This is a genomic window from Oxynema aestuarii AP17, from assembly GCF_012295525.1.
Classification (GTDB): Bacteria; Cyanobacteriota; Cyanobacteriia; order Cyanobacteriales; family Laspinemataceae; genus Oxynema; species Oxynema aestuarii.
In genome coordinates, this window is record NZ_CP051167.1 from 3,003,595 (window position 1) to 3,030,296 (window position 26,702).

General features: G+C 52.6%; 24 protein-coding genes. 13 read left to right on the forward strand and 11 right to left on the reverse strand.

The window, feature by feature from the left end; translation table 11 throughout:
• Nucleotides 1-4: 4 nt before the first annotated feature.
• Nucleotides 5-988, reverse strand: coding sequence for a pentapeptide repeat-containing protein (locus HCG48_RS12240; RefSeq protein ID WP_168569412.1), 984 nt, complete (start codon nt 986-988; stop codon nt 5-7).
• Nucleotides 989-1,027: 39 nt separating this feature from the next.
• Complete coding sequence (radC, locus tag HCG48_RS12245; protein WP_168569413.1) at nt 1,028-1,759, reverse strand: RadC family protein; 732 nt, start codon at nt 1,757-1,759, stop codon at nt 1,028-1,030.
• A gap of 150 nt (nt 1,760-1,909) precedes the next feature.
• Here radC and HCG48_RS12250 point away from each other — a divergent pair, with 150 nt between their 5' ends.
• The 3 genes from HCG48_RS12250 (at nt 1,910) to HCG48_RS12260 (ending at nt 5,385) form a co-directional block, all read left to right on the forward strand.
• Nucleotides 1,910-2,941, forward strand: coding sequence for an amino acid ABC transporter substrate-binding protein (locus tag HCG48_RS12250; protein ID WP_168569414.1), 1,032 nt, complete (start codon nt 1,910-1,912; stop codon nt 2,939-2,941).
• A gap of 83 nt (nt 2,942-3,024) precedes the next feature.
• Nucleotides 3,025-4,353 (forward strand): serine hydrolase, encoded by a 1,329-nt coding sequence (locus HCG48_RS12255; protein WP_168569415.1) that lies wholly within the window; start codon nt 3,025-3,027, stop codon nt 4,351-4,353.
• A 165-nt stretch (nt 4,354-4,518) separates the two neighbouring features.
• Entirely contained in the window at nt 4,519-5,385 is an 867-nt protein-coding gene (locus tag HCG48_RS12260) for an alpha/beta fold hydrolase (protein ID WP_246260048.1), read from the forward strand.
• A 24-nt stretch (nt 5,386-5,409) separates the two neighbouring features.
• Here HCG48_RS12260 and HCG48_RS12265 read toward each other — a convergent pair whose 3' ends face one another.
• From HCG48_RS12265 to carA, 6 genes are all read right to left on the reverse strand, one after another.
• Nucleotides 5,410-5,700, reverse strand: coding sequence for a DUF1816 domain-containing protein (locus tag HCG48_RS12265; RefSeq protein WP_168569416.1), 291 nt, complete (start codon nt 5,698-5,700; stop codon nt 5,410-5,412).
• A gap of 93 nt (nt 5,701-5,793) precedes the next feature.
• The gene (rlmB, locus tag HCG48_RS12270; protein ID WP_168569417.1) at nt 5,794-6,693 is read right to left on the reverse strand and encodes a 23S rRNA (guanosine(2251)-2'-O)-methyltransferase RlmB; all 900 of its coding nucleotides are present in this window, start codon (nt 6,691-6,693) and stop codon (nt 5,794-5,796) included.
• Nucleotides 6,694-6,793: 100 nt separating this feature from the next.
• Nucleotides 6,794-7,258, reverse strand: coding sequence for a Mini-ribonuclease 3 (locus tag HCG48_RS12275; protein ID WP_168569418.1), 465 nt, complete (start codon nt 7,256-7,258; stop codon nt 6,794-6,796).
• 23 nt (nt 7,259-7,281) lie between these two features.
• Nucleotides 7,282-7,725, reverse strand: coding sequence for a hypothetical protein (locus tag HCG48_RS12280; protein WP_168569419.1), 444 nt, complete (start codon nt 7,723-7,725; stop codon nt 7,282-7,284).
• On the reverse strand, nt 7,726-8,094 hold the full coding sequence (locus HCG48_RS12285; protein WP_168571860.1) for an STAS domain-containing protein: 369 nt from the start codon (nt 8,092-8,094) through the stop codon (nt 7,726-7,728).
• Nucleotides 8,095-8,381: 287 nt separating this feature from the next.
• Nucleotides 8,382-9,533 (reverse strand): glutamine-hydrolyzing carbamoyl-phosphate synthase small subunit, encoded by a 1,152-nt coding sequence (gene carA / locus HCG48_RS12290; RefSeq protein ID WP_168569420.1) that lies wholly within the window; start codon nt 9,531-9,533, stop codon nt 8,382-8,384.
• Nucleotides 9,534-9,719: 186 nt separating this feature from the next.
• Here carA and HCG48_RS12295 point away from each other — a divergent pair, with 186 nt between their 5' ends.
• Together HCG48_RS12295 and HCG48_RS12300 are read left to right on the forward strand one after the other, a co-directional pair.
• Nucleotides 9,720-9,944 carry a hypothetical protein gene (locus HCG48_RS12295; protein ID WP_168569421.1) on the forward strand — a complete coding sequence of 75 codons (225 nt, stop codon included), beginning with the start codon at nt 9,720-9,722 and terminating at the stop codon, nt 9,942-9,944.
• Nucleotides 9,945-10,012: 68 nt separating this feature from the next.
• Complete coding sequence (locus tag HCG48_RS12300) at nt 10,013-10,576, forward strand: retropepsin-like aspartic protease family protein (RefSeq protein ID WP_168569422.1); 564 nt, start codon at nt 10,013-10,015, stop codon at nt 10,574-10,576.
• Nucleotides 10,577-10,692: 116 nt separating this feature from the next.
• Here the strand turns inward: HCG48_RS12300 and trpD are convergent, their stop codons facing one another.
• Nucleotides 10,693-11,748 (reverse strand): anthranilate phosphoribosyltransferase, encoded by a 1,056-nt coding sequence (gene trpD, locus HCG48_RS12305; protein WP_210437225.1) that lies wholly within the window; start codon nt 11,746-11,748, stop codon nt 10,693-10,695.
• 214 nt (nt 11,749-11,962) lie between these two features.
• Here trpD and HCG48_RS12310 point away from each other — a divergent pair, with 214 nt between their 5' ends.
• The 3 genes from HCG48_RS12310 (at nt 11,963) to HCG48_RS12320 (ending at nt 15,201) form a co-directional block, all read left to right on the forward strand.
• Entirely contained in the window at nt 11,963-13,783 is a 1,821-nt protein-coding gene (locus HCG48_RS12310) for an ATP-binding protein (protein ID WP_168569424.1), read from the forward strand.
• Nucleotides 13,784-13,870: 87 nt separating this feature from the next.
• Nucleotides 13,871-14,371, forward strand: a complete 501-nt coding sequence (locus tag HCG48_RS12315; protein WP_168569425.1) for a hypothetical protein — start codon at nt 13,871-13,873, stop codon at nt 14,369-14,371.
• Nucleotides 14,368-15,201 carry a 7-carboxy-7-deazaguanine synthase QueE gene (locus HCG48_RS12320; RefSeq protein ID WP_168569426.1) on the forward strand — a complete coding sequence of 278 codons (834 nt, stop codon included), beginning with the start codon at nt 14,368-14,370 and terminating at the stop codon, nt 15,199-15,201. Before HCG48_RS12315 ends, HCG48_RS12320 begins: the two co-directional genes overlap by 4 nt.
• A 141-nt stretch (nt 15,202-15,342) precedes the next feature.
• Here the strand turns inward: HCG48_RS12320 and HCG48_RS12325 are convergent, their stop codons facing one another.
• Complete coding sequence (locus tag HCG48_RS12325; protein WP_210437226.1) at nt 15,343-15,999, reverse strand: DUF3318 domain-containing protein; 657 nt, start codon at nt 15,997-15,999, stop codon at nt 15,343-15,345.
• Nucleotides 16,000-16,517: 518 nt separating this feature from the next.
• On the opposite strand from HCG48_RS12325, the gene HCG48_RS12330 reads away from it, so the two are divergent.
• The 3 genes from HCG48_RS12330 (at nt 16,518) to HCG48_RS12340 (ending at nt 24,033) form a co-directional block, all read left to right on the forward strand.
• Nucleotides 16,518-22,637: a translocation/assembly module TamB domain-containing protein gene (locus tag HCG48_RS12330; RefSeq protein WP_168569427.1), complete on the forward strand. Its 6,120-nt coding sequence runs from the start codon at nt 16,518-16,520 to the stop codon at nt 22,635-22,637.
• 228 nt (nt 22,638-22,865) lie between these two features.
• Nucleotides 22,866-23,876: a hypothetical protein gene (locus tag HCG48_RS12335; RefSeq protein WP_168569428.1), complete on the forward strand. Its 1,011-nt coding sequence runs from the start codon at nt 22,866-22,868 to the stop codon at nt 23,874-23,876.
• 16 nt (nt 23,877-23,892) lie between these two features.
• A complete protein-coding gene (locus HCG48_RS12340) occupies nt 23,893-24,033 on the forward strand; it encodes a hypothetical protein (RefSeq protein WP_168569429.1) in 141 nt (46 codons plus the stop codon).
• A gap of 93 nt (nt 24,034-24,126) precedes the next feature.
• Here HCG48_RS12340 and HCG48_RS12345 read toward each other — a convergent pair whose 3' ends face one another.
• Complete coding sequence (locus HCG48_RS12345; RefSeq protein WP_168569430.1) at nt 24,127-24,453, reverse strand: hypothetical protein; 327 nt, start codon at nt 24,451-24,453, stop codon at nt 24,127-24,129.
• A 516-nt stretch (nt 24,454-24,969) separates the two neighbouring features.
• On the opposite strand from HCG48_RS12345, the gene HCG48_RS12350 reads away from it, so the two are divergent.
• Nucleotides 24,970-25,542: an IS607 family transposase gene (locus HCG48_RS12350; RefSeq protein ID WP_168568221.1), complete on the forward strand. Its 573-nt coding sequence runs from the start codon at nt 24,970-24,972 to the stop codon at nt 25,540-25,542.
• Nucleotides 25,490-26,629 carry an RNA-guided endonuclease InsQ/TnpB family protein gene (locus HCG48_RS12355; RefSeq protein WP_168569431.1) on the forward strand — a complete coding sequence of 380 codons (1,140 nt, stop codon included), beginning with the start codon at nt 25,490-25,492 and terminating at the stop codon, nt 26,627-26,629. The genes HCG48_RS12350 and HCG48_RS12355 overlap by 53 nt, the downstream gene beginning before the upstream one ends.
• Nucleotides 26,630-26,702 lie beyond the last annotated feature (73 nt).

Sequence of the window (26,702 nt, forward strand, 5' to 3'; positions counted from 1 at the left end):
CGCATCACCGATTAATAATCCCATCCGGCATAATCGTTCCCGTTAAATCCGCATCCACGAGTTTTGTATTTCTCAAATACGCCTCTTGAAGATTAGCCTCAGTCAAAACCGCATCGGTCAAATCGGCCCCGTAGAGATTGGCCCCGCTTAAATTGGTTTGGCGTAACACCGCCCCTTTTAAGCGGGCGCCGCGTAAATCTGCCCCGGACAAATCCGCAGAATCGAGATAAGTCGGCATCGCTTCGCATCCCGGGCGATCGCACTGTCCGCGAAAAGGATCCACCTGCAATAACTCCGCCCCGCGTAAATTGGCCCGCCGCAAATTCGCATCAATTAATAACGCCCCACTCAAATCGGTAAAACTCAAATCCGCAAACTCCATCATCGCCCGATTGAGCTTGCTGCGGACTAAATTCGCCCCGCGCAAATTGGCACTTTGTAAATTCGTTTCCGTTAAATTCGCCAGGGATAAATTCGCCTGAGTCAAATTCGCTTCCGACAAATCGGCGCGCACTAAATTCGCCCCGGAAAGATTGGTGCGATAGAACGCGGCCCCCTTGAGGGTCGCATCGCGCAAGTCCGCCGCCTTGAGATGAGAAACCACCTGACCCGGTTCGACCCCAGAAAGGGGATCGCGACCGACATCCTCCGGATGGGGTTGAACCATGCGCGCTTCCGAGAGATTGGCGCCGGACAGATCGGCCCATCGCAAATTAGCGCCGCGCAAATCGGCGTGCATGAGATTGGCCCCCGCCAGTTCGGCCCCGCGCAAGTCGGCCCCTAATAAATCGGCCCGTTCGAGATCGGCCCCTTGTAATTTGGCTCCAATCAAGTCACAACCGCGACATTCATTATCTTTTAATAGGCGATCGAGATGGTTGGGATCGACGGCTTGCGCGGGAAACCCGATCCAGGACGCCGCTATCAGTGCAACGCCGAACAATTGAGGGAATTTGAAGGTTGAAAAATCCAGAAGGTTGCCGTTCATTTGGATTTTAGATTTTAGATTTTGGCTCGAATCCCGATATTACTCCGCTTGGGGATAGTCTTGCCATAATTCGGTCAGTTGGCGCAGACTCTGAGCGTTACCATTGCCGAGAATGAGATGATCTAATAACGGAACTTGTAACAATTGTGCGGCTTTGAGTAACTGGCGGGTGAGTTCGATGTCCTCGGGACTCGGTTCGAGATGGCCCGAGGGGTGGTTGTGGGCAACGATCGCCCGGGTGGCGCCGTGACGCAGCACTTCCCGAAAAATATCGCGCGGGTGGGCTAAGGTTTCCGTCGCCGTTCCCACGGTCAGCACTTTATTGCCGAGTAAGCGATTCTTGACATCGAGGAACAACACGGCAAATTTTTCTTGAGATTGCCACATTAACTGGTGACTGAGGATGGCGGCGGCGGCGTCGGGACTGTCAATCACTTTGCTTTCTGTCGTTTGAGCGTAAAAAACCCGTTTTCCTAATTCGATCGCCGCCAGTACGGTTGTCGCTTTCGCCGGACCGATCCCGGGAATTTGCATTAACTCCTGAATGGGGATCTCGCGTAAAACCGCTAAGGGGTCGCGCTCGTTTTCGCCGAGTTTGTGTAAGACATGCTGACCTAAACCGACTGCGGAAAGCTTTCCCGGACCTTGACCCGTCCCTAGTAAAATGGCGATCAGTTCGGCGGTACTCAAGCTTTGGGGACCGTGGTGGATCAGTCGCTCCCGGGGTCGCTCGTTTTTGGGTAAATCGGCTATTCTGAGGCTGTAGGTCATCGGCTACCCGACTCAATGGCTCGATAAAATGGCGATCCTCCCATTAAATCATACAAAGTGTAGGAGAAAGTCAAGTATCTTCAGAGTCAACGGCGCATCCTATACCCTAGGGAGACGATCGCCCGTCCCCGGGGCGATCGTTGAAACACCATGAGGCGCCTGCTACTACGAAGGTCGGCGATCGCGGGTCTGCTCGTCCCCGTTCTGTTGGCAGTTTTCGGAGATCGAGCGGTCCGAGGACTCTCGGTTTTAGACACGATCGCCGAAACCGGAGTCATCGACCTCGGGGTGCGATCGGATCTGGTTCCCTTTGGCTATCGCCATAGCGACGGCGATCTGACGGGATATTGCATTGATTTTGTCGATTTGCTGCGCCGTCAGTTGCTCGATCCCCTAAATCGCCGTCTCCCTCTCGGCGTTCGCTTATTTCCCACCGATTCTCAGCCGGAGTTCGAGTTAGCGATCGATCGCATCGTTCAGCTCGATTGCGGTCCTCACGCGATCGCCGCGACCCGCGATCGCCCGGTTGCGGTATCGATTCCCTTTTTCGTCACGGGAGTGCAGTTTTTCGTCAAATCTGGGGAGGGGGCGATCGATCCGGATTCCGACTTGGAAGGAAAGGCGATCGGGGTGATTCGGGGAACGACGGCCCAAACGTATCTCGAAACCGAATATCCTTTAGCGGATCTCAAGATCTTTCAAGGATCCTACGGGGTTCGTCGAGGCATTGAAGGGGTCATTTCCGGACGTTTGGACGCTTTCGCTACCGATGGGATCGTGGCGATCGGGGAAATGGCCCGCCGGGGTTTGTCCGCGAATCAATATCAACTGATTCCCGACATTCCACTGACTTGCGAACCTTACGGAATGCTGTTACCGCCAGAGGATCCGCAGTGGAAAGCTTTGGTCGATCGCGCGATCGCCAGTCCCGAACACGAACGGATTTGGAATCGGTGGTTTGGGTCGATAATGACAGATTTAGACCGCGATCTCGACGGGTCGTCGATCGTCAATTTTGAAGGAATTGCAGATCGTTGTTTTGAAAAGATCGAACGATCGAGCTTCGATCCCGATTCAATAGAAAAGGTGAGAATGGCGATCGGGGAACGGCGATCGCCACTTCCCTATTTTCGGTTTCATTTTCTTTTCTCAAAACAAATTTCCTTCACTGTTATCGATTGAAAATCGATCGTCGTCGATCCCCAAGATTGATTACAATGGCGGTGCTACATTTGGTGGATGGTGTGAGGTAGCGCTTCGTGCTTATGCACAAACGTCGAAGAAAACAACACAAACAACCGAAAAAACCAGTGGCGATCGCGCAGCGACGCCAGAGGCGGATCGCCTTGACGAGTATCTTGGCGTTGTCGGTCGGGATGTCGATGCCCGATCCGCAAGCACAAGCCCCTCCCAAACCCCCAGAAACTTCGACAACGGGCGTTCGCGAAGCGTATCGCACTGCGGATGTTCCAGAAACCCCAGCGTTCCCCCCAATCGTCCCGATCGGCGATCGCGCGATCGCCGCCTATGAGAAATTGTCAGAAACCCTGCAAGAAAAACAGTTTGAACTTGAGGGAAAACTGACGGGTCAGCCCTATTGGGAACGAGCTTTACAACGGGGAAAACGGGCGACCGAATTAGCCAAATCGGATTTGAAAGAAGTCGATCTCCTTTACGAAATTAAAGACCTTTGGGAAGAGGCGATCGCCTTACTCGAAAAAATTCCCCCGGAAACGCCGTACCGCGATCGCGCCCGTCAAAAACTACCGGAATATCGCCAAAATTTAGCGCAGATCGTCTACACTTTAGAAGTCGCCAAGTCCGATTTTCTCGTCCCGATCGCCCGCAATAGCGGCTTGTCCGATCGCGTCAAAATCACGATTTGTCACCTCCATAGCGGCATTTGTCGGCGCTTGCGCGGTAACGAACCCGCCGCGTCCGCCGCGAGTTTGATGAAAGTGCCGATCGTCGTGGCGTTGATGGACAAGCTCACTCGGGAAAATATTCGCTTCGATACGCCGATTTATGTCGATCCCGGCAATTTTACCGAAGATGCTTCGGAAATTCGCACCGGGGAAACTTATCCGATTCACAAACTGTTGGTGGAAACGATCGCCCACAGCAGCAACATCGCCCCCAACCAATTGATCGACTATCTCGGCTGGGATTATATCAATCAAGTCTTAGCGGATCGCGGTTATGAAGTCATGCGCGTTCACTCTAAATTCGTCGGCGATCTCATTTATCCGCGCAATCCCGGCAACCGTCGCAACACGATTACCAGCGACGAACTCACGGACATGATGATGCGCCTGTACAATCGCGAACATCTCGGCGATGAAATTATTCTCAATGCTTTAGAAAAGCAGTACGATCTCGCCCTCGGTTTTGAAGGATTGAAGGGAGCTTTCGGTAACTGGTTGGGAGAAAAAACAGGTCAGACGTCTAAAGTGTTGGGAACCACGTTGGCGATGAATTTATTCGGCGAAACCTATATCATTACGGTGATCGACGATGGTTTTTACAGCGAGCCGAGTATCCGCCAGTTTATCTCGGAAGTGGCGGAATATATTTTCCAAAGCGGGCAGTTATAGCGTTGTTCAAACAAAGGACTCGACCGATCTCCCCCCCTTGTTAAGGGGGGTTGGGGGGGGATCTGAATTCTCAATCGGCAATGGACTCGGCTAGTCTCCCCCCTTCTTAAGGGGGGTTGGGGGGATTTGAATTCTCGATCGATACTTCTCAATTCTCAATCAACAATGCTCAAAATTATGGTCGATTCAAGCGATCGCACCTCCCCGATCGATCTCCATGTCAGCGTGCGCGGGTCGGGCTTTCCGTTGTTGTGTTTGCACGGACATCCCGGTTCCGGGCGATCGATGTCGGTGTTTGCCGATCGCCTGTCGCGACGGTTTCAAACGTTGTCGCCGGACTTGCGCGGTTACGGTCGCTCGCGCGCCTCGGGAGACTTTCAAATGAGCGACCATCTCGGCGACCTGGATACCCTCCTAGATCGCCACGGGATCGGTCAGTTTGCGGTCTTAGGATGGTCGTTAGGGGGAATTTTGGCGATCGAACTCGCTTTGCGCCATCCGGGGCGGGTCACGGGCTTAATTCTCGTGGCGAGTGCGGCGCGACCTCGGGGCAACCATCCCCCGGTCTCTTGGCAAGATTTACTGTATACGGGAGTTGCGGGACTGATTAACCGGGTCGTCCCGGCGTGGTCGTGGAATATCGAAACGTTTGGCAAGCGATCGCTGTTGCGCTACTTACTCGGAGAGCACACCCCAGAGGCTTATCGCTATCTGGCCTCGGAGGGGATGGACGCTTATTTGCGAACCAGTTCGGCGGCGACGCGGGCGTTAAACCGGGCGTTGCGGGCGCGCTACGATCGCAGTGCCGATTTAGGGCGGATTGACTGTCCGGCGTTAGTCATGGCGGGGGCAGCCGACTGCCACATTACGGCAGAGTCCAGTTGGGAGACGGCGAGTCTCTTACCGGGCGCCCGATGGCAGTGCTACCCCAATAACGCCCATTTATTCCCTTGGGAAATTCCCGATCGCGCGATCGCGGTGGTGGAAGGCTGGGTCGAGGAAAACTGGCACGCGATCGTGCCGAGTTCTTGAGCCCATCCAGAATGCTCCTCGCCCCTACATCTGCCCGCTAAACACCGGAGACCCATGGTACGGGTTTAAATCCGCCAGTTCGTCGTAAATGGTCAGATCTTGCGGTTTGCACCGTTTGATGCTGATGTTGATACCCTGGGCATTTTCTTGTTGCAGGTCTTCGAGATAGCCTTTGGTGGCTGTTTCGGCATCCTGCTTGCTGAAAAACGGACCGAAGTAGTAGGTACACCCGGGTTTTTCGGTCACGATTTCAGCCCAACACGCCAAACCGAAGAGATTGAGCAAGGAAATTAAGAGTTCTTTAATCTCGTTCATTGTCTTTGCCGATTTACTGAAGGTTGTCTGAGGTGAACAAAAGGAGCTTGAGAAATTATTTACATTTCTTTATACTCGCTTGGATTACTTTTTTCAATCCGATTTTTTGACGCGATCGAGGTGGAGGGTCTGTCCCCATCGCTGGCGGAAGATCTCGTAAAGCACCATTCCCGTAGCCACCGAGACGTTGAGGCTAGGGGTTTTGCCTTGCAGGGGGATCGAAATCAGAAAATCGCAATGGCGTTGTGTCAACAAACTCAGACCTTCGCCTTCGGAACCGACCACTAAGGCGATCGGACCGGAAAAGTCGAGGCGGTGGACGGAATCTTTGGCATTGGCTGCGGTACCGTAAATCCAAAATCCGGCTTCTTTCAAGGCTTCTAGGGCGCGACTCAAATTGACGACGCGAGCCACGGGAAAGGTTTCCAAGGCTCCGGCGGCGACTTTCATCACCGTGGAGGTGATCCCGACGGCGCGCCGTTGGGGGATGACCAAGCCTTGAGCGCCGATCGCCTCTGCGGTGCGGACGACGGCGCCTAAGTTGTGGGGATCGTTAATCCCGTCGCCGATGACGATCACTGGATTTTCACTCGCCGCTAAGGCGCGCTCGATCAGTTCGGCTAATTCAATATAGCGATAAGGGGATAATTGGGCGGCAACCCCTTGATGGGTGCGTCCTTGGGTCATTTGGTCGAGCCGCCGAAAATCGACTTCATCGACGGTGGCGCCATTGGCTTTGGCTTGTTCGATCGCCGAGTGGAACCGGGGATCGTAGCGCAGTTGCGGCGTAATCCAAATGCGATGGAAGGTATGTTGATTTTCTAGGGCGCTCAAGACGCTGTGACGACCGTAGATCAAATCCCCGGAGTCGCCGTCGGAATCGGGGCGATCGCGATCCCCTCTCAAGGGTTTGCGGCTTTTACCTTTGAAAATGGGGCGATCGGTACGTTTGTTTCCCCGAGGGGATTTGGGAAAAGGTTTTTTGGGGGTCATGTCATTCCTTCATAACATTTGCTCGTCGCTCGCTTGGCACCTGGAGGACGGCGCGATCGTCATCACGGGCGCGATCGCGGCTGACTCCAGGGCGATCGAGTCAATCTTGGGATTTGGCGTTTGCTTCGCTCCCGAGAGGGTCTAGATCTAGATCTAATTTGCCTAAAAGTTCTGCCAACCGGAGGGGATCGCTTAAGTACAAGTACCCCACCAAGGTTTCTAAGCTGGTCGCTTGTCGGTAAATCGTCGGGTGAATTCGCTTGGGCTTGCCAAAGGTTGCATTTCGTCCTCGTCTGACGATTTCGATCTCTGACGAACTCAGATAAGGTTCGAGGGATTGCAGGTGACGAGCTTGAGCTTCCGCTCGCACTTGCTCGACTACCTTCTGATGATAAATCTTTTGGCGTTTGGGTGGGAAGAGGTAATGGCTGCGAATATACAACTCGTAAACGGCATCGCCCAAATAGGCTAAAGCTGCTGGAGAAAGCTGGTTGAGGTCGGCGATCGAACGTGTTGCCGTCCCGAGGCGATCGAACGGCGATTCTCCGTCGCTGGGGGAAACCATTCGATCTCGATCTCGATTCCCCGTCATCGGCTGCCTCCCCGGCGCTGAAACGTGCCCACGGTACGAGCGATCGACGGACTCCATCCCGGGGGCGCCAGTCGTGGCCGCTCGAACCGGGGGCGATCGCCTGCTGTCGAGTTACAGCATACAGCAGGTTGAGGGTTAAAAAGAAAATTCATCTTCACTCTGGGAATCGACCGCCAACGGGTCAGGAGGAGTGGTGGGATTGTATTCCCTAGGGGGCGATCGGGATCGTCATCAATATCAATGCCGGAAGCGGCGATCGCTCGCAGTGAGCCTACCTCAGATCGCCGACTCGGCATCGTCGCGCCCTCCCGTCGAGAGCGCGGATAGTCCTTTCCCCCCATGACAACGCCTTCGCGATCGCGGGCGTCGGTCGAAATCGGTCGAAAAAAGAACAAGCTATCCAGATCCAATCCTGGATAGCCCTCGTTCAGACTTGACACTCAAGCCTTGCTGACATTCTCTAGAGCTTGGTCAACCGAAGGTTGCAAAGATAAAAATTTCTCCAGACGAACCAGCTTGACCGTTTGAGTGACGCGCGCATTGGTAACGATTTGTAAAGACCCTTCAGAACTTTGGGCTTTTTTAACAAGCTGAACTAGAGCACCCAAGCCAGAACTATCTACAAAATCAATAGTAGACAGGTCTAAAATCACGTTCTTCGGACCTTCGTCAATGCACTTACCGATCGCCTTGCGGAAAGTTGCTTCCGAAAAAGCATCGAGTAACCCCGTGAGGCGGAATAATTGGTAGTTATCCCCGACTTCGCGTGTGCCTCTGAGGCTGACGGTCAGGGTTAATGGCTCAGGAATAACGCCCTCCTAGCTGAATACTCCTCAAATCGACGCTTAAGTATAAAAGCTTTCTGAGATCTTGTCCACTCTCCCGAGGGGAAATTTGACAACTCTCCGTGGGCTTTAGGGAATCGAACTGGACTAAAACGCCCAAAATCCGGCAGTTTTGACCTTCGCGCGATCGCCCCTTTTTTTGAGAAAAAAACTCAATAAAAATTTAAGCTTTTGACAACTTTTGACCGGATTTTGGCAGATCTGCGCTTGGGGGAAGCGGGCAAAAGGCTCGCCCCCCCGTGGGATCTGACCTAATTCACGGCTGCCCGCGATTCGCGCATCGTCTGTACGAAACGCTCGAAAATGTAGTCCGAATCGTGGGGACCCGGGCTCGCTTCCGGGTGATATTGAACCGAGAAGATCGGTAGGGTTTTATGACGCAACCCGGCGACAGTGCGATCGTTGAGATTGAGGTGGGTCACTTCGATCTCCGGGCCCAAGGAGTCGGGATCGAGGGCAAAACTGTGGTTTTGGCTGGTAATTTCGACCTGACGCTGCAATCCGGCGGGTTGGTTCAAGCCGCGATGGCCGAATTTGAGTTTGAAGGTTTCGCCGCCGAGGGAGAGTCCGAGAATTTGGTGACCCAGACAAATCCCGAAAATCGGTTTTTGGCTTTCGAGGAGGGCTTTCGTCGTCGAGATCGCCTCCGTGACGGCGGCGGGGTCTCCCGGACCGTTCGAGAGAAAAATCCCGTCGGGATTGTACTTGAGAATCTCTTCCGGCGGCGTATTGGCGGGAACCACGACGACCCGACAGCCGTAACTTGCCAAACGGCGCAGGATATTGCGTTTGACCCCCAAATCGAGGGCGACTACGGTGAGGCGATCGCCATTGGTCGTCCCCGGTTCGGCGCGGAATTCCCAGTGACCGTCCGTGATCTCGGACCACTCGTAAGCGGTGGGGGTGCTCACTTGCGGAACCAAGTTCAAGCCCTTCATATTGGGGGCGGACTGAACCCTCGATAGTAATTCAGCCGGATCGAGAATTTCCGTAGAGATGCCGCCATTCATAGCACCGACAATGCGAATTTTGCGGGTCAGGGCGCGGGTATCGATCCCGTAGATGCCGGGAATGTTATGTTTTTTCAAATAGTCCGGTAAAGATTGACTCGATCGCCAGTTACTCGGACGCTGGCAGATGTTGCGAGCGATCGCCCCTTTAACTTGAGGACGGTCCGATTCTTCATCTTCTGCATTGACGCCCGTATTGCCCAACTCGGGGTAAGTAAACGTGACGATCTGGCCGCAGTAACTCGGATCGGTCAGCACCTCTTGATAGCCAGTCATGCCTGTATTGAAGACCACTTCACCAATAGACGTGCCACTGGCGCCAAAAGACCAACCCCGATAAGACGTTCCATCGGCGAGGACGAGCAAAGCAGGTTGAGTATCGGAAAATGGCATAGGAACCTCGATAAGCGATCGGGTACGAGCGATAAATAGCGATAAATTGTCTAGGGCTTGTGTTCCGGCTTGAGCGAAATCGAGAGGCTGGTTTCGGCGTGCGCGTTCACCCTCTCTTTCCGGTAATGACTCTACCGCAATCGGAAGCCCTGTGGCTCCGAGTCAGTCGCCCGGAGCGAGCGATTCTTGACAGTCCCCGAACTCAAGGGACGGGGATTCTCGCGCGATCGGGAGTGCAACGACTTTCCCCTCGGCGAGCTTCGTCATTATCCCACGAGGGGTTCGGGTCTGGGAGGATTCGACGTGGATTTATGTAAAGAGGCGATCGCTTTTTCCGGGGTCGGATCGCGACCTCGTGCCATTTTCGGGAGGGGCGATCGCTCGAAAATTACCTCAATTTGGGCATCCTAGATAATAACGGCGATCGCCTCGCTCGGGTTCGAACCAGCGCCCCTATTCAACTTTAGGAGTCAACAATCATGAAAAAAATACTCGGCATCCTACTGATTTTAGCGGGGGGGAGTTTCTGGTCGGTACCGCTCCGGGCCCAAGAATATCCGGGCTGTTTCCTAATCTTCGACGATGAAAACGTCATTCAGCTAGACGAAGTTTGTCCGCTACCTCCGACGGTCGAGGGGCGAGCTGCCAATCCCGGATTTATTGAAATTCCGATCAAACGCCGAGATGCAGGAATTCCGGTGGTCGATGTCTTAATCAACGGCAATAAAAGCTTTGAAATGATGTTCGATACCGGAGCGAGTGGCACGGTCATCACCCAAACCATGGCGGAGCAATTAGGTTTAGAAGAGACGGGAACGGCTCGGGTCAATACCGCCAGTCAAAATGATTTAGAAGTATCGGTTACTCAAATAGATTCCATTGAAATTAATGGCATTCGTGCCGACAATTTATCCGTTGGTATTTCTCCGACGCTCGATATTGGATTGCTCGGACAAGACTTTTTCGGAGGATACGACGTAACGATTAAGGAAGAAATTATTGAATTTCGGATGCGGGAGAGCGCCTCAACGGGAAGTCCGTAGGTTAAAGGAAAAAGAGAGCACTGCAAGAAAAAGAGAGAACCGCAAGGGCGATCGCCGTTCTCTCTTTTTAAACTTGCCAAGGTTATTCCAAAAAACAATAAAAACCGTAAAAAGCGTTATTTTTGCAAAAACGCCGCCAATTGTTCCAACTTCGACCAAGCGGCACCACTGGCGAGAATATCGCGGGCGAGTTCGATCCCGCGCGGGTGGTCTTCGGTAGAAATTTTTCCGGCCACCTCCAAGGCGAGAGCGGCATTGAGCGCTACCACGTCCTGTTGCGCCTGGGTTCCCTTCCCTTGGAGGAGCGATCGCAGGATCTCCATATTTTCATTCAAATCGCCGCCGCGTAAAGCCTCGGTCGGGGCGCCCTGCAAGCCCAATACCCTCGGATCGAGGGTGGCGGTATGCACTTCGCCGTCGGCCCAGATGGCCAAGTCGGTTAAATCGGCTAACCCGGCTTCGTCGAGCTTTTCGCGTCCGTGAAGGACGATCGCGCGATCGAGCCCTAACAGACCCGCCGCCCGGGCAATTTCTGGGAGCAATCCACTATCAAAAACGCCAATCACTTGACCGTTCGGGCGCAAGGGATTCACCAACGGCCCGAGCAGATTAAATACCGTGCGAACCTTCAACGTTTTTCGCAGGGGCGCCACGCTCTTCATCGCCGGATGCCAGCCGGGGGCGAATAAAAAGGTAACGCCGACTTCATCGAGAGCGGCCCGCACTTTCTCCGGGGGGCTATTTAAGGGAACTCCCAAGCCTTCGAGAACGTCGGCGGAACCCACTTTGCTCGACGCGGAACGGTTGCCGTGTTTGGCGACGGGAACCCCAGCCGCCGCAGCGACGAAGGCGACCGCCGTGGAAATATTAAAGGTCGAGGCGCCATCGCCCCCGGTGCCGCAGGTGTCGATCGCCGGAATGCTGCCGGACGCATTAGGATGGGACAGGGGGGTTGCCTGGGCTTGTAGCACCCGCGCCATCCCGGCCAACTCGTCGGCGCAAACGCCTTTGGCTTGCAAGGCGGCGAGAATGGCACCGGATAACACCGGGGGGATTTGCTCTTGGAGCCAACCGAGCATCAGTTGACTGGATTGCTCGCCTGTTAGGGATTCTCGGTCGAGCAGTTGTTGGAGCAGTTCGGACCAGTTGATTTCAGTAGATGGGAGGGTCACGGTAGGATTTTGCACTTGAGCTGAGGGAAACTGAGGTCGTTAGCGGGTTGTGTCTCGATTCGAGGTCTCGATGAGGTCGAGCCGAGGGATCCCGTACTGTTCTTTTAACCTCCAATTTTCTCACAGTCATTTGCGAATCCTAAGAATGAATTTGAGTTTGGGGTGAGGGGGTCAAACTGAGGAGCGAGCGAAAACTTACCCGGAAATTGAGGCTATGCAACCCCAAAATTTAGAATCTCAAGATTTAATGGTTTTGCCCGTTTCGCAACCGTTAACGGGCGATCGCCCGACGATTGAAGCACAAAAAGGCGATCGCCCTTCTGGGTTCAAACGCTTTTTTGGGCGTTTGGGAATTCGTCAAAAAATTGGCTACGGCTATGCTCTGGCGGCGACGATCGCGATTGGCGGGGCGATCGCCGGACACCAGATTGAAGAACTGCACAAAACGAGCGCCCGCGAACAACTTCATCTCGCTCACGAAGCTGCCACAACGATTGCTGAATTGCAAAATTCAATTCAGCTCGTGCGGACCTATCAACAACGCTTAATTATCGATCTCAATGCCAATCGTCTCACCGACTATGAATTCCATCGCATTAAGCAAGAGCTTGTCCGTCTCGAAGGGTTTATCAACTCTTCTATTGTTGTCGTTGAAAACAATCACCTCAAGCTCGACAATTCCTACCACCAGCAAAACTACAATAAACTGCGAGATTTATTGGGAAAATATCGTCCAGTTGTTGAAAATTATTTGACTCAGTTCAATCAAACCCTCGATACGATTCATGCTACTCTTTTAAATCCCACGGAAGCCAATCGCGCCCAACAAACGATCGCCAGCTTTGTCAAAACGGATACGGCACTTCAATTCTTGGAACTTTCCCACGATCTGGCCAGTTTAGTCACGGCTTTACAAGATGAAGAACAAGAAGAATTCCAAGATTATCAAGAAGCGGAAGCTCTCGGAACGACGATTTCTTTTTTGAGTTTGCTGATTGCTGCTGCTATTTCAGCCATCTTGGCGATTTATACCAGTCATGCGATCGCCCATCCTTTAGAAGTCACGACTAAGGTCGCCCGCCAAGTCACGGAAGAGGGGAATTTTAAATTACAAGCTCCGGTGACGACTCAAGATGAAGTGGGAATTTTAACTACATCTCTCAATCAATTAATTCAGTGGGTCGATCGCTATACCCAGGAGTTACAACAAACCCAAGCCCAACTGATTCAGACGGAAAAAATGTCGAGTTTGGGTCAATTAGTGGCGGGAGTCGCTCACGAAATTAATAACCCGATTACTTTTATTCAGGGGAATATTAATTACCTCGATGAAAGTTTGCAGGACTTATTCAAACTCGTGACGCTCTACCAAGGGCAATCGGTAGCTGCGAACGAAGAAATCGAAGCGTTAGAGCAAGATCTCGACTTGGATTTTCTGAGGGAAGATTTGCCAAATATGTTGCGATCCATGCATCGCGGAACGGAACGGATCGAAAAAATCGTGCAGTCGTTGCGAAATTTCTCGCGACTGGACGAGTCGGAACTCAAAATGGTGGATCTTCACGAGGGGTTGGAAAGTACTTTAGTGATGGTTCATAGTAAATTGGACGATCGCATCGAAGTCGTGAAAGATTATGGCGATTTACCCGAGGTGGAGTGTTATCCCGCTCAATTGAATCAGGTGTTTCTCAATGTCATTCAAAATGCGATCGATGCGGTTCTCGATCGCGACGATCTCCCGGAAAATAAGCGGCAAATTTGCATTATCACTCGGCAATTAGATCGCGATCGCGTGCAAGTCAGAATTGAGGATAACGGGGCGGGAATTCCGGTGGAGATTCAAAATAAAATTTTCGACCCCTTTTTTACGACGAAACCCGTGGGTCGCGGGACGGGGTTGGGATTGGCGGTGAGTTATCGAATTATCGAACAACACGGGGGTACGGTTCAGATCAGTTCGCAAGTCGGACGAGGAACCCAGGTGACGATCGCCTTATCGGTGAAAGCATCGGAATCTGCTGGATCGCCCTCGTGAAGGGGACTCAATTGAGTTCGGGGCGATCGCCTGTCGGCAAAAGCGCTTAGAATCGAATCCGTAGAGCGATCGCCGCAGGAACTTATCATGGATCGGGTCTGGCTAGAACGGGCTGAATATATTGCCGTTGCGTTGGCAGTGGTCGGGTCGATGTTGGCTTTGATTTACGGTCAGGCCCTTTACGCGATCGCGCCGATTTCTTTATGTTTGGCGCTCAATCTGCTCAACCGTTCCGCCAGCAAACGGGCGAACCGACGGACGATGAATCAGCTTCAAGAACAAGTCGCCAGCATTCACAGTGTCGAGAACGATTTGGTGCAGAAAGTCGAATACGCTTTAGAACGATTGCAAGGGATGGACTCGGGAGGATCGTCCCAAGATGTGGTCACTCTGATGGCGGCGCTCAAACAACTGCGATCGCAATTGCAATTACAAAATCGCTGCGTGGATGCGATGCAAGCGCAACTCGACTCGCTGACCGAACAGTTCAGAACGCGCCCGGAATTGGAACAAATCGACAGTCTCAGCGCCGTGATCGTGGCGCTCAAACAGTCTCTCGATCGCCTGCCCCCTTCGGAAAATCAATGACTCCAGCTTCTTCATCTCCCCGTCACGCCCGCTTGATCGAGCTGTTCTCCGCCATTCAAGGGGAAGGGCTCAATGTCGGTACCCGGCAGTTATTTATCCGGTTTGCGACGTGCGATTTACGCTGTTGGTTCTGCGACAGCGCCCGGACGTGGCGATCGCCGGAAACTTGTCAGATCGAGAAAACCCCGGGAGGGCGCGATTTTGAAAGCCATCCCAATCCGGTCGGTGGCGACGATTTGCTCGCCTGGATCGAACGGCAAAATGTCCCCGGGTTGCACGACAGCATCAGCCTCACCGGGGGCGAACCGTTGTTGCACTCGCCCTTTTTAGCTGGGATTCTCCCGGAGATTAAACGGCTGACGGGTTTGCCGATCTATCTGGAAACCGGGGGTCACCGTCCGGCGCAGTTGGCGGCGATCGCCTCCGATCTCGATTTAGTCGGGATGGATATCAAACTCCCTAGCGTCAGTGGCGAAACCCATTGGGAGGAACACGGGCGATCGTTGCAACTGTGCCGAGATGCACATTTACCCGTTTTTGTCAAGGTCATTATTTCCGACCGAACCGACGCGCGGGAACTGGAACGAACCGCGCAACTCGTCGCCGAGATCGACCCGGAAATCGAGGTATTTTTGCAACCTGTCACCTTGCTGGGGAAAGAAGAACGGGCACGCCTGGAAACGGAGTGGGCGATCGCCAAGCAACCGTTGCGGGCGATCGTGTCGCCGCCTTGTCCCGATCGCGTCCTCGCATGGCAGGGACTGATGAAGCGAACGCTCAAGCGGGTTCGGGTCGTTCCCCAGACCCACAAAATGCTCGGACAACTTTAGGGCGCGATCGGGGGAATCGGAAGGGAGATGCACGGCGATCGGACGTCCCGATCCTTCCCGTCGATTCCAGAGATGCGATCGCCTGCTGGGGTTTTCAATCCGTCGATCGCTCGGTCAATCGCTCGATCGAGAACTTAGTAATTAGTAAATCGTCTCCGCATTCCCAGAAGCTTCGCGGGCCGCTTTCATCTTCGCTTTCGCCTTCGAGGCGCTGCGTTTGAGCGCTTGCAAGCGAGCTTCGTATTTAGCGCGCTGGCGTTTTTTCGGCGTAATTTCGATCGAGGTTTTCAGCGCGCTTCCCAAACTCTTGTAAGCGTTGGGGAGAGAATACCCGAAGCGCGTGGCGATCGCGATCGCCTTCTCGTCCGCTTCGATCGCCTCTTTCATCGTGCGTTCGCCGTTATTTTTTTGATATAAACGGTATCCCGCCACGCCGCACAAGGCTAACGCCAACATCAACAATAAACCATCTTGCACCCACAACTCGCCCACCGCGCCGCCTAACCCGATCGCCAGCGCCGCCATTTCCCAACCTTCCTTGGGAATCGTATCGTTTTGAATCCGGGCGACTTCATGCCAAAACAGCAAATTGCGCTGGTCGAGGGCAAACTGCTCCCACTTCACCAGGTCAATTTGAATCTCCACCTGATCGGCCCCAATTTCTTCAGTGCGGATCAACGGTGGATTGACATCGATCGACTTTTCCACCATTACCCAGCTTTGCAACTCCGGGGGGAGCAACCCTTTTAACCGCCGGAGTTCGTTCATATCCGCTTTCGTCGTCGTAAAAGAGGTCATTGCTTCAAGTCCCGACAAACATGACACAGACAATAGGTTATCACTATCTAGATCGTACTTAATTTTTGAAACTTGTCACGGTGGGAGGGCAACTCGGGAATCCGGACTGGGGAGTGGGTAGGGAAAAGAAACCCACTGTTTTAAAAAAACCGGGTTGCGGACCGTGGGGCGTCCGTCCCATTGGGGAACCTTAGAAGCGATCGCCTCCTCAATGGGCAAGGAAAAACCAGTGCTAAAGTATGGAGTCGGGATCGACGCATCTACATCGAGCCTCGGGATCGATCCCCATCCGCCCGTTTGTCCCGAATTGTTTTTCACTCCTGAGCATCTACACTCCTCGAACCGATAGCGTTCGGGCAATTCGATGAGATTGCGGTTATTTTGGAATAGAAATATTACATCCTCAAAATAGGAGAAGTCTATCCTCCTATAAGGTCGAGCGTGATTTGAAATCAGTTGTCGGCGATCGCCACCCGACAAAATTCTAAAATCTCAAATCCTACAATCTCAAATTCACAATGACTCATCCCCCCACCCCAGAACCCGATCGCCCCCGCAATCCCTTGAAGCGGTTTGTACGGTGGCTGAAACGTCCTTCAACCCTGATGATTGGCGGTGGGGTATTGGTTCTAACCACGGCGGGGGGGATTTGGGGCTATTTTTGGCTCGATCGCCAACTGGCGCCCTTAATTGGCCGACAATTGAGCGAAATTCTCAACCGTCCGGTACGGGTGGGCGAGCTGGAAGGCTTGAGTTTCAATGGGATTCGCTTCGGGCGATCGCTCGTTCCCGCCACCGCCACCGATCCCGATAGGATTTCCATTGAGGCGATCGATGTCGGTTTCGATTTATCTCCTTTAGTTTGGAACCGCTCTTTACCCCTACAAATCACCCTCGTTCGCCCCAATATTTACCTCGAACAAAACGAACTCGGGGAATGGATAAATCTAGAACTTGAAAGCAAAGAAGAAAGCGAACCGTTGCCGATCGAATTGCCGACGACGATCGCCGTAGAAAACGCCGAAATTATTTTACTGAGTTATCAAAAAACAATTCCCCTCCAACTAACCGTTAACGGAACCGCCACCTTATCCCAACAGTTTAAATTTGCCACTTACGATTTCGAGGTCGAGTTTAAACAAGGGCAAGTTCATCTGATGGGCGAAACGGCGATCGAAAGCGGACGCACGAAAGCCAATGCTCGCATTCAAAACTTAGCCCTCACCAGTCTCGATCCGGTCGTTCCGACGGGAACGCCTGTTAATATAGCCGGGGGAAACATTAACGCCAATCTGGCGATCGATCTGGCTTCTTTTGAAGAATTACCATCACTTTCGGGCACCTTTCGCCTCGATCGCGCCCAAATTGCCAGCGACTCCCTCACCGGAGTCGCCGAAGCCAGTGGATTGCTCCGCTTTCAAGGGCAAATCGTCCGCCTGGAGGAGGTTCGGGCGAGTTACGGTCCGGTATCCGTCGAAGCGGGAGGAAGCATCGATTTAAACCGGGGGTTCGATGTCGGCGTCCGCGTCAATCCCTTTCAAATTGCCGAAGTTCTCGATCGATTCAAGATAGAATTACCCGTCGCGGCGCAAGCCATGTTAACGGGCAATTTCGAGATTGCGGGAGGGTTAGAAAATCCCGAAATTAACGGACAAATTCGCACCCAAGGAACGACGACGATCGATCGTGTCGATTTAGCAGAAATTCGCGTGGGAGTGGCGATCGATCGCCGTCAACTGATTCTCAATGAATTACTCGTGCGTCCTCGTAGCGGAGGGACACTCACCGGGACCGGTCAGGTGCAATTTCCCTCGGAAAACGGCGGGGAAAGTGCGCCGATGCAATGGGCGTTTGACATGCAAGCGAATTTACCTGTAGATGCGATCGCCAGCGCCTACGGTTTACCGCCGAATCTGTCGATCGGGACGTTGCGCGCGTCCGCCACGGTGCGCGGAACGCCGGAAACGCCGGAAGCGCGGCTGATTTGGGAGTTACCGAACGCGGAAGCGGCGATCGCCTCGTCTCGTTTTCCCCTGTCCGGTGGCGGCGAAGTGGTGTTGAAGGGAGACACCCTCACCGTGGGCGATACGCGCCTTCAAATTGGGGACGGGGCGATCGTCGCGCGCGCCAACGCCAACCTCAAAACCAGTCAGTGGCAGGCTTTTGCCCAAATCGAACAATTTCCCCTCGATCCGTTCGTTCCCTTTCCGGTGCAGCTTTCCTCGGGTCGGGTGGAGGCGTCCGGTTCTTTGAAAAACCCGGCGCCGGAGGCGATCGCCGCTTCCGCCGATCTTGAGGTCGCCGTGGCGGGAGGAAGGGTAGACCTGCGCGGACGTTTGGACGAGGGGGAAATGACGGGTTTGGTGACCGCGTCGTCCCTACAGTTGCAGCAAGTCGGCGCCCCGATCGCGATCGCCCTCCTCGGCGGAAATGCTCGGATTTCGGGGAATATCCAGAATCTCGATCCGACGGCGATCGCCGTCGAAACCGATCTGCGTTTGGGGGTCGCCGAGGCGATCGTCAGCGCGCGAGGACGACTCGATCGCGGAATCGTGAGGATGTCCGCGAACAGTACGCCGTTGGAACTTGCCGGATGGATCCCCGATTTACCCGTTCCCGTCTCCTTACTCGCCTCTCAAGCGACCGTTTCCGCCGCGATCGCCGACCTGCTCGCCGCCGCCGAAACCCAAGACTTGAGCGGGATCGAGGCAACGGCTAATCTGCGCTTGGGGGTCGCGGGAGGGACCGCCAACGCGATCGCCCGTCTGGACGCCGGGAGATTGCGCCTCGACGCCGACGCCACGGCGATCGCCCTCTCTCCCTTCGTTCCCGATTTACCCGTCGAGGCGAGTCTGTCCACTGCGTCCGTGCAGTTTTCCGGGGCGATCGCCGACCTGCTCGCCGCCGCCGAAACCCGCGATCTGAGCGGAATTGAAGCTCAAGTTGAGGGCAATTTCGCGATCGCCGACGGTACGGCGCGGGCGATCGCCCGGTTGGAGGGAAACAATGTGACAGCCTCCGCCCGCAGTTCGGCGATCGATCTCACTAACCTTATTCCCGAGACCGAGGGCGCGATCGCCGTGCGCGGTAGCCGCCTCAATCTAGAAACCTCGGTTAACGAGTTATTGCAACTGGCAGAAACCCAGGATTTTACGGGAATTCGCGCCGATGGCAGCGTCGATCTCGGCATCGCCGACGGCAGCGCCCGCGCCCAGTTCGCCTTAACGCGGGGAAACTTAAATCTCACAAGTAATGCATCCGGTATTAATCTCACCACCCTCGTTCCGACCTTGCCCGTTCCCGTCCGCTTAAATCGGGGTCGGGTGGAACTGTCCGCCGCGATCGCCACCTGGCTCGATGCGGCGCAAAGGCGCAATTTAGAAGGGATTCGCGCCCGCGCCGAAGCGGATTTAGGGGTCGCCGACGGACGGATCGACGCCCGCGCCGCGATCGCCGATCTCAATTGGAACAGCACGATCGCCCTGTCCGGGATCGACGTCGCCCAAGTGGTGGCTAATTTAGCCATTCCGACCGATCGACTGGCGATCGCCCCCGACGATACTCTCGACGGACGCCTCGAACTCAGTGGCGCCCTTCCCTCTCCCTTCGACCTCGACGGTGCGACCTTAAACCTGCGCGCGGAGGCGATCGACTTGCGCTTTGGAGAACAGGCGATCGCCGCCGACGGAACCCTCATGTTAAGCAATTTGACAACCACACCGGAACTGGCGCGGGTCGATCTCGACGTGAGGGCGCGCTCGAATTTAGGGCGTTTACCCGTAGTTCTGCCCCCGGACGTGCGCATTCGCGGACAACTCGCCTTTGACGGACGCTTACGCGGGACGAACTTGCTCTCGAATCCCCTAGCGCCGGGAAATTTCCAGCTCGTCGGCGATCTCAACTTAGACAATTTTGCTTTAAATGAGATCGTGTTCGACCCGTCGCTGTCGGGTTCGCTGACCCTAGAACCGGGACGGGAACTGGCGATCGCCTTACGCGGACCGCGCGATGTCATTGCGGCGCGACTCGATCCGTGTACTCGTTCCGACTGTCCGGCGCCGTATCTTCCCGCCTTTGTGGAACTGCGACAGGGGGAAGCAACGGAAAACCCAGTTATCGCGACGGGACGGCGACGGGGCGATCGCTTCAACTTAGCCATCGAAAATTTCCCCCTCGCACTGCTACAACTCTCTCCCGGCGAGGATTTCGGCATTTCGGGAGACCTCGCCGGAACCGTGAGTGGCGAGATTTCGGCGAATTTATTTACCTTTGAAACCGCCGGAACCCTAGCGATCGATCGCCCCACCCTCGGATATTTGCAAGGGGAACAATTTCAAGTCAAGTTTAGTTATCGCGATGGGGTGGCGCGGGTCTCGGAAGCGACGGTCGCCCTCGGCGAAACTCGATATCGCTTTCAAGGCGGCGTCGATCTCAACACCGGGGAATTACAAGGGGAGGCGATCGTCGAACGCGGGTATATCCAAGATTTACTCGCCACGTTCAAATGGTCGAGTTTGAGCGACCTGGCGCGGGGAATTCAGACGCCGAATCGGTCGGCGATCGCCCTCGAAACCGCCGCCGTCGGGGAATCTGACGCAACGTTAATGGCGCAGTTGCGCCGTTTTTCGGAAATGAGTGCGTTTATCGAACAAATTGCCCAAATTCGCCGCGCCCCAGGTACACCCACGGAATTAGACCTGCAGGGAGAATATACCGGGTCGGTGACGGTGGGGGGAACGCTGGAAAATCCCCAAGTGAATTTTGAGTTAAAGGCGACGGATTGGAAATGGCGACCGAAACGGGCGTTTGCAACGATTACGGAACCTCTGGGATTGGCGATCGAAGAAAATCGGGTAATTCCGATCGATTTGGTCGTGATTCGAGGCGGTTTTAATAATGGCGCGGTCACGGTGCAACCGATGCGCCTGGAGTTTTCCGGAACCGTGGTTTCGTTTGTCGGACAGTTGCAACCGCAAACGCTTTCGGGACAGTTTCGGTTGGAGAATTTAGCCTTAGATACGATTCGCAATTTCGCGGCAATTCCCCTCGACGTTCACGGGAATTTGAATGCGTCGGCGCAGTTGAGTGGAACTGTAGAAAATCCCCAAGTTCGCGGGGAAGTTTCGTTTAGCGAAGGGACGTTAAATGGGGAAGCGTTGGAGCGATTGTTGGCGAGTTTTAGTTTATCGGACAAGCGGGCGCGCTTGGCGACGGTGGAACCTTCTTTTATGAGTTTGCAGGCGAGTCTTCCGGTTCCCCCGGTGGCGGGAGAAAATGAGGAAATCGCGATCGATGCGAATTTGGGAACGGAGGCGATCGCCTTAATGAGTGCATTTAGCGGCGGTCAATTGGAATGGGTGGCGGGGGAAGGACAGGTCGAATTGAAGGCGCGGGGAAATTTGAATTTAGCGGCGGGAACGGTCGATGATTTGGTGGCGACGGGGAATGTTTTACTAGATGAGGCGATCGTTAACATGGCGGCTTTACCGGAAGGAGAAGTTAAAATTAATGGCAAAATTGCTTTAACTCAAGACCGGATTCAAGTGGAACAAGTCGCCGCCGAATTTGCCGAAAGTCACTTGTCCGCCTCCGGTGTTTTACCGTTATTACAGCCGTTTCCCGTCGAAAATCCCCTCACGATCGCCCTCGATCGCGGCGAATTAAAATTAGACGGGTTATATGAAGGCGAAATCGGCGGAAAAGTGGTAATTTCCGGTGCCGCCCTTGCTCCGGTGATTGGCGGTAACCTTGAGTTAGCTAATGCTAAAGTTTTAGTCCCCAAAGCTGAAGCCACTCAGCCCGAAACAACTACGGTTGCGGAAACTTGGGCGATCGAAGACGGTCCGGCAGTTGAAAGTGCGCCCGTGGTGCCGAGATTTGATGATTTTCGGGTGGCGATCGGAGATGATTTTAATATCGACGGTTCGCCGCTTTACCAGTTTAGAATTACTGGAGATTTATTAATCAATGGGTTATTAGATGACCTGCGCCCCCAAGGAACAATTTACCTCAAACGCGGTGAAATTGACGTATTTAGCAGTCAATTTTTCCTTACCCGCGCCTACGACCATCGGGTAACGTTCGATCCGAATTGGGGATTAGATCCATTTTTAGATATTCAATTTGGTACTCTTGCGTTTGAAACCCCCCGAATTCGCGAATTACAAAGAGAGAATTCAGAAATTCGCGAGGATATTGTCGTTTCTCCCCGACCGGATCAGATTAAAATTACTCTCGCAGTTCGCGGGCGATCGAGCGAAATTATCGCGGAAATGGAGAACGATTCGGATTTAATTGACGTGGTGGAATTAAGCAGTATTCCCTCGCGCACGGAAAGTCAAATTTTAGCCCTTCTCGGCGGTCAATTCCTCGCGACCATTGAGGAGTTGGAAGGACAATCGCCGCGCGAGTTAGTGGAATTTGCATTTAATCGTTACGTGATTCAACCCGTGATTCGCGATGTTTTATTTACGGTGGAAGAGTTCGTGAGTGGGGTGGGTCGGAAAATGGGCTTAAAAGATCTACAAGTTTATCCGGTGGTCGAAGCACTTTATGAAGTGGGCGACAATGAAACAGTGGGAATTTCTTACGATTACACGTTCGAGCAGTTTGAAGTGAAATATCGGATTAATTTTTAACCCATTTTTCAATCAGTCGCTTCACTGGATCTGTCAAAAAATTAAAACATCATTCTCAAGGGGGATGGCTATATCTGTCCTTGGGTGGAGTCAACAACGATCGCCAGGAGAGAGAATGAGGATAGCTTAGAATGGGCGTGTTTTCGAGCGATCGATGTCAGATCGCCGGACAATTTAGCCCAATATTTTAAAGTTATTGTACTCATTTTTGCGATCGGAGGTTTGATAATGGCTGAAGAAAATAAAAAACAATATACCCACGAAATTCATCGGGAAGGTTCAACTCATCCACAGGTTAAAGAGCAGGAAACGGAAACTAAAATACAAGCGAGCGAACCCGTCGGAAATCGAGTGAATCATGATTCTCATGCCACCAGTTACCATCGGGGCTACACTCAAGGAACGGCGAACGAAAGAAATCGCAATTATCAGAATTACGATAGGGGCGATCGCCAGGAAGATCGAGAAAATAATCTCGTTTCTGGTTTATTTCTCGGCTTTTCAATTGCGGCTTTAGCTGCATTAGTGGGAGGAACGATTTACTATCTCAACGCGCGATCGCAATCTCCCGAACCCTCGGTGAATTCTACTCCCTCTACAACAACCCGAGAAGAAGAAACGACTATTATTGAACGGTTTATTCCGATTCCACAAGATTCTTCCTCTGAAGAGAACTCCCCTCAAAATAGCAGCCCTTCACCGGATCCAGAGATTAATATTACCGTTCCGGGTTCTGATTCTAGTTCCTCGGAAAATCAGCCCGAATCACAAAATCCGTCTCAAAATCAATCGGAATCTCAACCGACTCCTACACCAAGTTCTAATGGCGATCGCAACACGACGATCGACCAAGATATTATCATTCCCGGATCGTCGGATTCCGACCCTAATTCCGCGCCATCCGAATCGAGTTCTCCTTCAGGTTCGGCGCAACCGACGCCGGAGAATACGGAGGAATCTCGTAGAGATGGGGCTAGTAATTCGTCGAATTCTACTCCGGATGAGGCGAGCAATTCTCAACCGAGTACCACTTCTCCCAATGCTTCTGATTCTGGCGGCGATCGTTCTCAAGTTCCAACGGAAGCATCGAATTCTTCTAGTGCGAATTCCGAGGGGTCGTCAACTGGAAATGAATCTGGAAATGAATCTGGAAATGAATCTGGAAATGAATCGAAATCGGATCGATCGGACAGTACCGATCCTCGAATTCCCACGATGAGTTCGCCACCGACGCAATAATTGCCGAGTGCAACCGATGACGTCGCGATTCCCCTCTGGGGACGCTTCGCGATCGCCAGATAACTTACCGTTCGAGGCGATCGCACTTTGCTGTCGTTTTTTCTATCCTACGGTCAAAGCAATTGGGTTTCCGATTCTTATTTCCCAGTTCGTTTGACTTTCAATAAGTATAATTGCCGACCCCTACAGTGAATTCGTGAATTCGTGAATTCAATGGGTGAAGCGGTGGGGAAACTTAAGATAATTGGGATTATAATGCCCACAAAATGGGTGCTTGATGGCGATCGCACCCGATCGCTTGTCTGGGCGATCGCGAAGCCTCCCCAGAGGGGAATCGCGGCGATACTTGATGTTCTTGGCGTCCCGATAAGGGCAACATTTCCAATCCTTCCAAGGGATATCCCTGGTAGGTGACCCCTTCCGAAGGGTGCCAAGTGTAAGTGGGTACACTACCTTCTGCGTGTTCTACGGCGCTGACAACTAGATATCTCAACTGACCCGGTTGCGACACTAACATCACGGGTATTTCTTCTCCTGCAGGCGCACGGAGTTTGTGGGTCGGTGTGAAGACATTCATCGGATAAACCTCGCGCTCGCGCGGCAGATGTAAAAGCATAGGATAATCGACTCTTTTATCAAAAGCTGGCTTCTTAAATAAAATCCAATATTTCAGCCCCTTCGATCGTGTTTGAAGTGGGTTGAAATCGGTGATTTTACTGAACTCTTGTTGCGATCGCGATCGCTGCCTAAATTCTTCATTGATGCAGAGTCACTTTCGATGACGCTCGATCGTTATGGCGATCGCTAAAGGCGAGAGAGGAATTAGAAAAATAATGCCTTTTAAATAGTATAAAAAATTCCTGAAAGTTTCCCAACGACATAGCTTAACAAAACTAAATACATTGCATTAGTAAATCAAATACCTCGATTGAGGGCGATCGCCCCCGCCGCCGGGCCGATCTTGCCAAATCCGATCGGCGTGTTTATCCTCCGAGAGAAAAGAGAAAAAGCACTGATGGCTAATTTTCTGGAATATTCCGGAAAATTAGCTATCCAAAGTGGTAGGATTAAATTGTGAATTTTTACCACCAAGATGCCGAAAAAATATGTCACCCCGAAAGAAGCGCAAGCAATTCTCGGAGTCTCTGAGAAGACCCTGCGAAATTGGGACAAACAAGGAAAAATACGTGCAATTAGAATTCCCTCTGGACATCGCAGGTATGACATATCCTCGATTGACGGAAAGAAAAATAGAGCCAGGATCATCTATGCCAGAGTCAGCAGTCATAAGCAAAAAGCAGACCTTGACCGGCAAGCAGATTACCTACTTTGCCTCTACCCAAGAGCCGAAGTCATCAAAGAAATCGGGTCAGGACTCAACTACAATCGAAAAAAATTTAAAGCCATTCTGGAACGAGTTATGTCAGGAGATGTCGAACAGCTTGTGGTCGGGCACAAAGACAGATTGGCAAGATTTGGATTTGAGTTGCTCAAATGGATTTGCGAACTCAACCATACAGAACTCGTGGTTTGCAACAACACAGAACTTAGTCCAGAAAGAGAAATGGTGGAAGACATACTGGCAATCGTTCACGTCTTCTCTTACCGACTCTATGGACTCAGGAAATACAAGTCTCAAATCAAAGAAGATCCGGGTTTACCCTGAAACCGAATTAAAGATGACTTGGCGCAAGTGGCTGGCAGCTAGCAGATATTGCTATAACGCCGGAATGGCAAGATTACGCGATACTTACTTTGAAGGGCTTAAATTACCTAGTGCTTATAACTTGCGTCAGGTGGTGATGTCGAAGATCCCGGAATGGGTAAATTCAACTCCCTTTAATTTGCGTGGAGCGGCGGTGCTCGACGCTCATGCCGCCTTTAAAAACACTCCCAAAGAACACAAGCTGAGTCCAAAGTTTCGGAGTTGCCGTCAACCCGTTTCATCCTTTAAGTTACAGTCTCAAAACTGGAGAGGGGGCACGACCTACCCAACGCACAAAACCGAGTCAGGAATTAAGCTAAAGGAGCTAAAAGTCAATGCCAGTGAAGAAATACCAGAAGCGATTCCGAGCGATTTTAATGTCATTTTGGATCGAGGTAGATGGTTTATAACCTACACCGTCGAAGAGGAAGGGCTGACCAATCCTCATCAACAGGCGATCGCCCTAGACCCTGGAGTGAGAGCTTTTTTGACTGGTTTTGACGGCAACAAGGTCATTGCACTAGGCAACGGCTCAATCTCGCGCATTGTCAAGCTCTGTAAGCGTTTAGATCGGATTCAGTCAGAAACTGCTAAAGCTAAAGGTAGAGACAATAAGCGCAAAAGATTCAAGCTAAGAAAGCTGGCTCGGCAGCTAAGAATAAAAATTAGAAACCTGGTTGATGAATGTCACAAAAAGACTGCTGCTTTCTTGACCTCTAATTACTCCCAGGTCATTATTCCCGACTTTAAGTCATCGTTCATGGTCTACAGAGCCAAGAGAAAGATTAACCATAAAACAGCACGTTCTTTGCTCACTTGGGCGCACTACCGCTTTAAACAGAGGCTGGTTCACCAAGCGGTTAAACGAGGCTGCCAGGTAATAGAAGTCACGGAAGAATATACAAGCAAAACCTGCTCAAAATGCGGGCAGATTCACAATCGGCTAGGCGGTTCTAAGAAATTTATCTGCCCCAATTGCTCCCATAGAATCGACCGGGATGCTAATGGCAGTATCAATGTCTTCTTGAAAACAATCTCTGGCAATTAGCCAGAGCCAGGTAAGATAGCACCTAATACACAGTATTACTAGGTTTTACCAGTAATTACCGGGTTAAAGACTA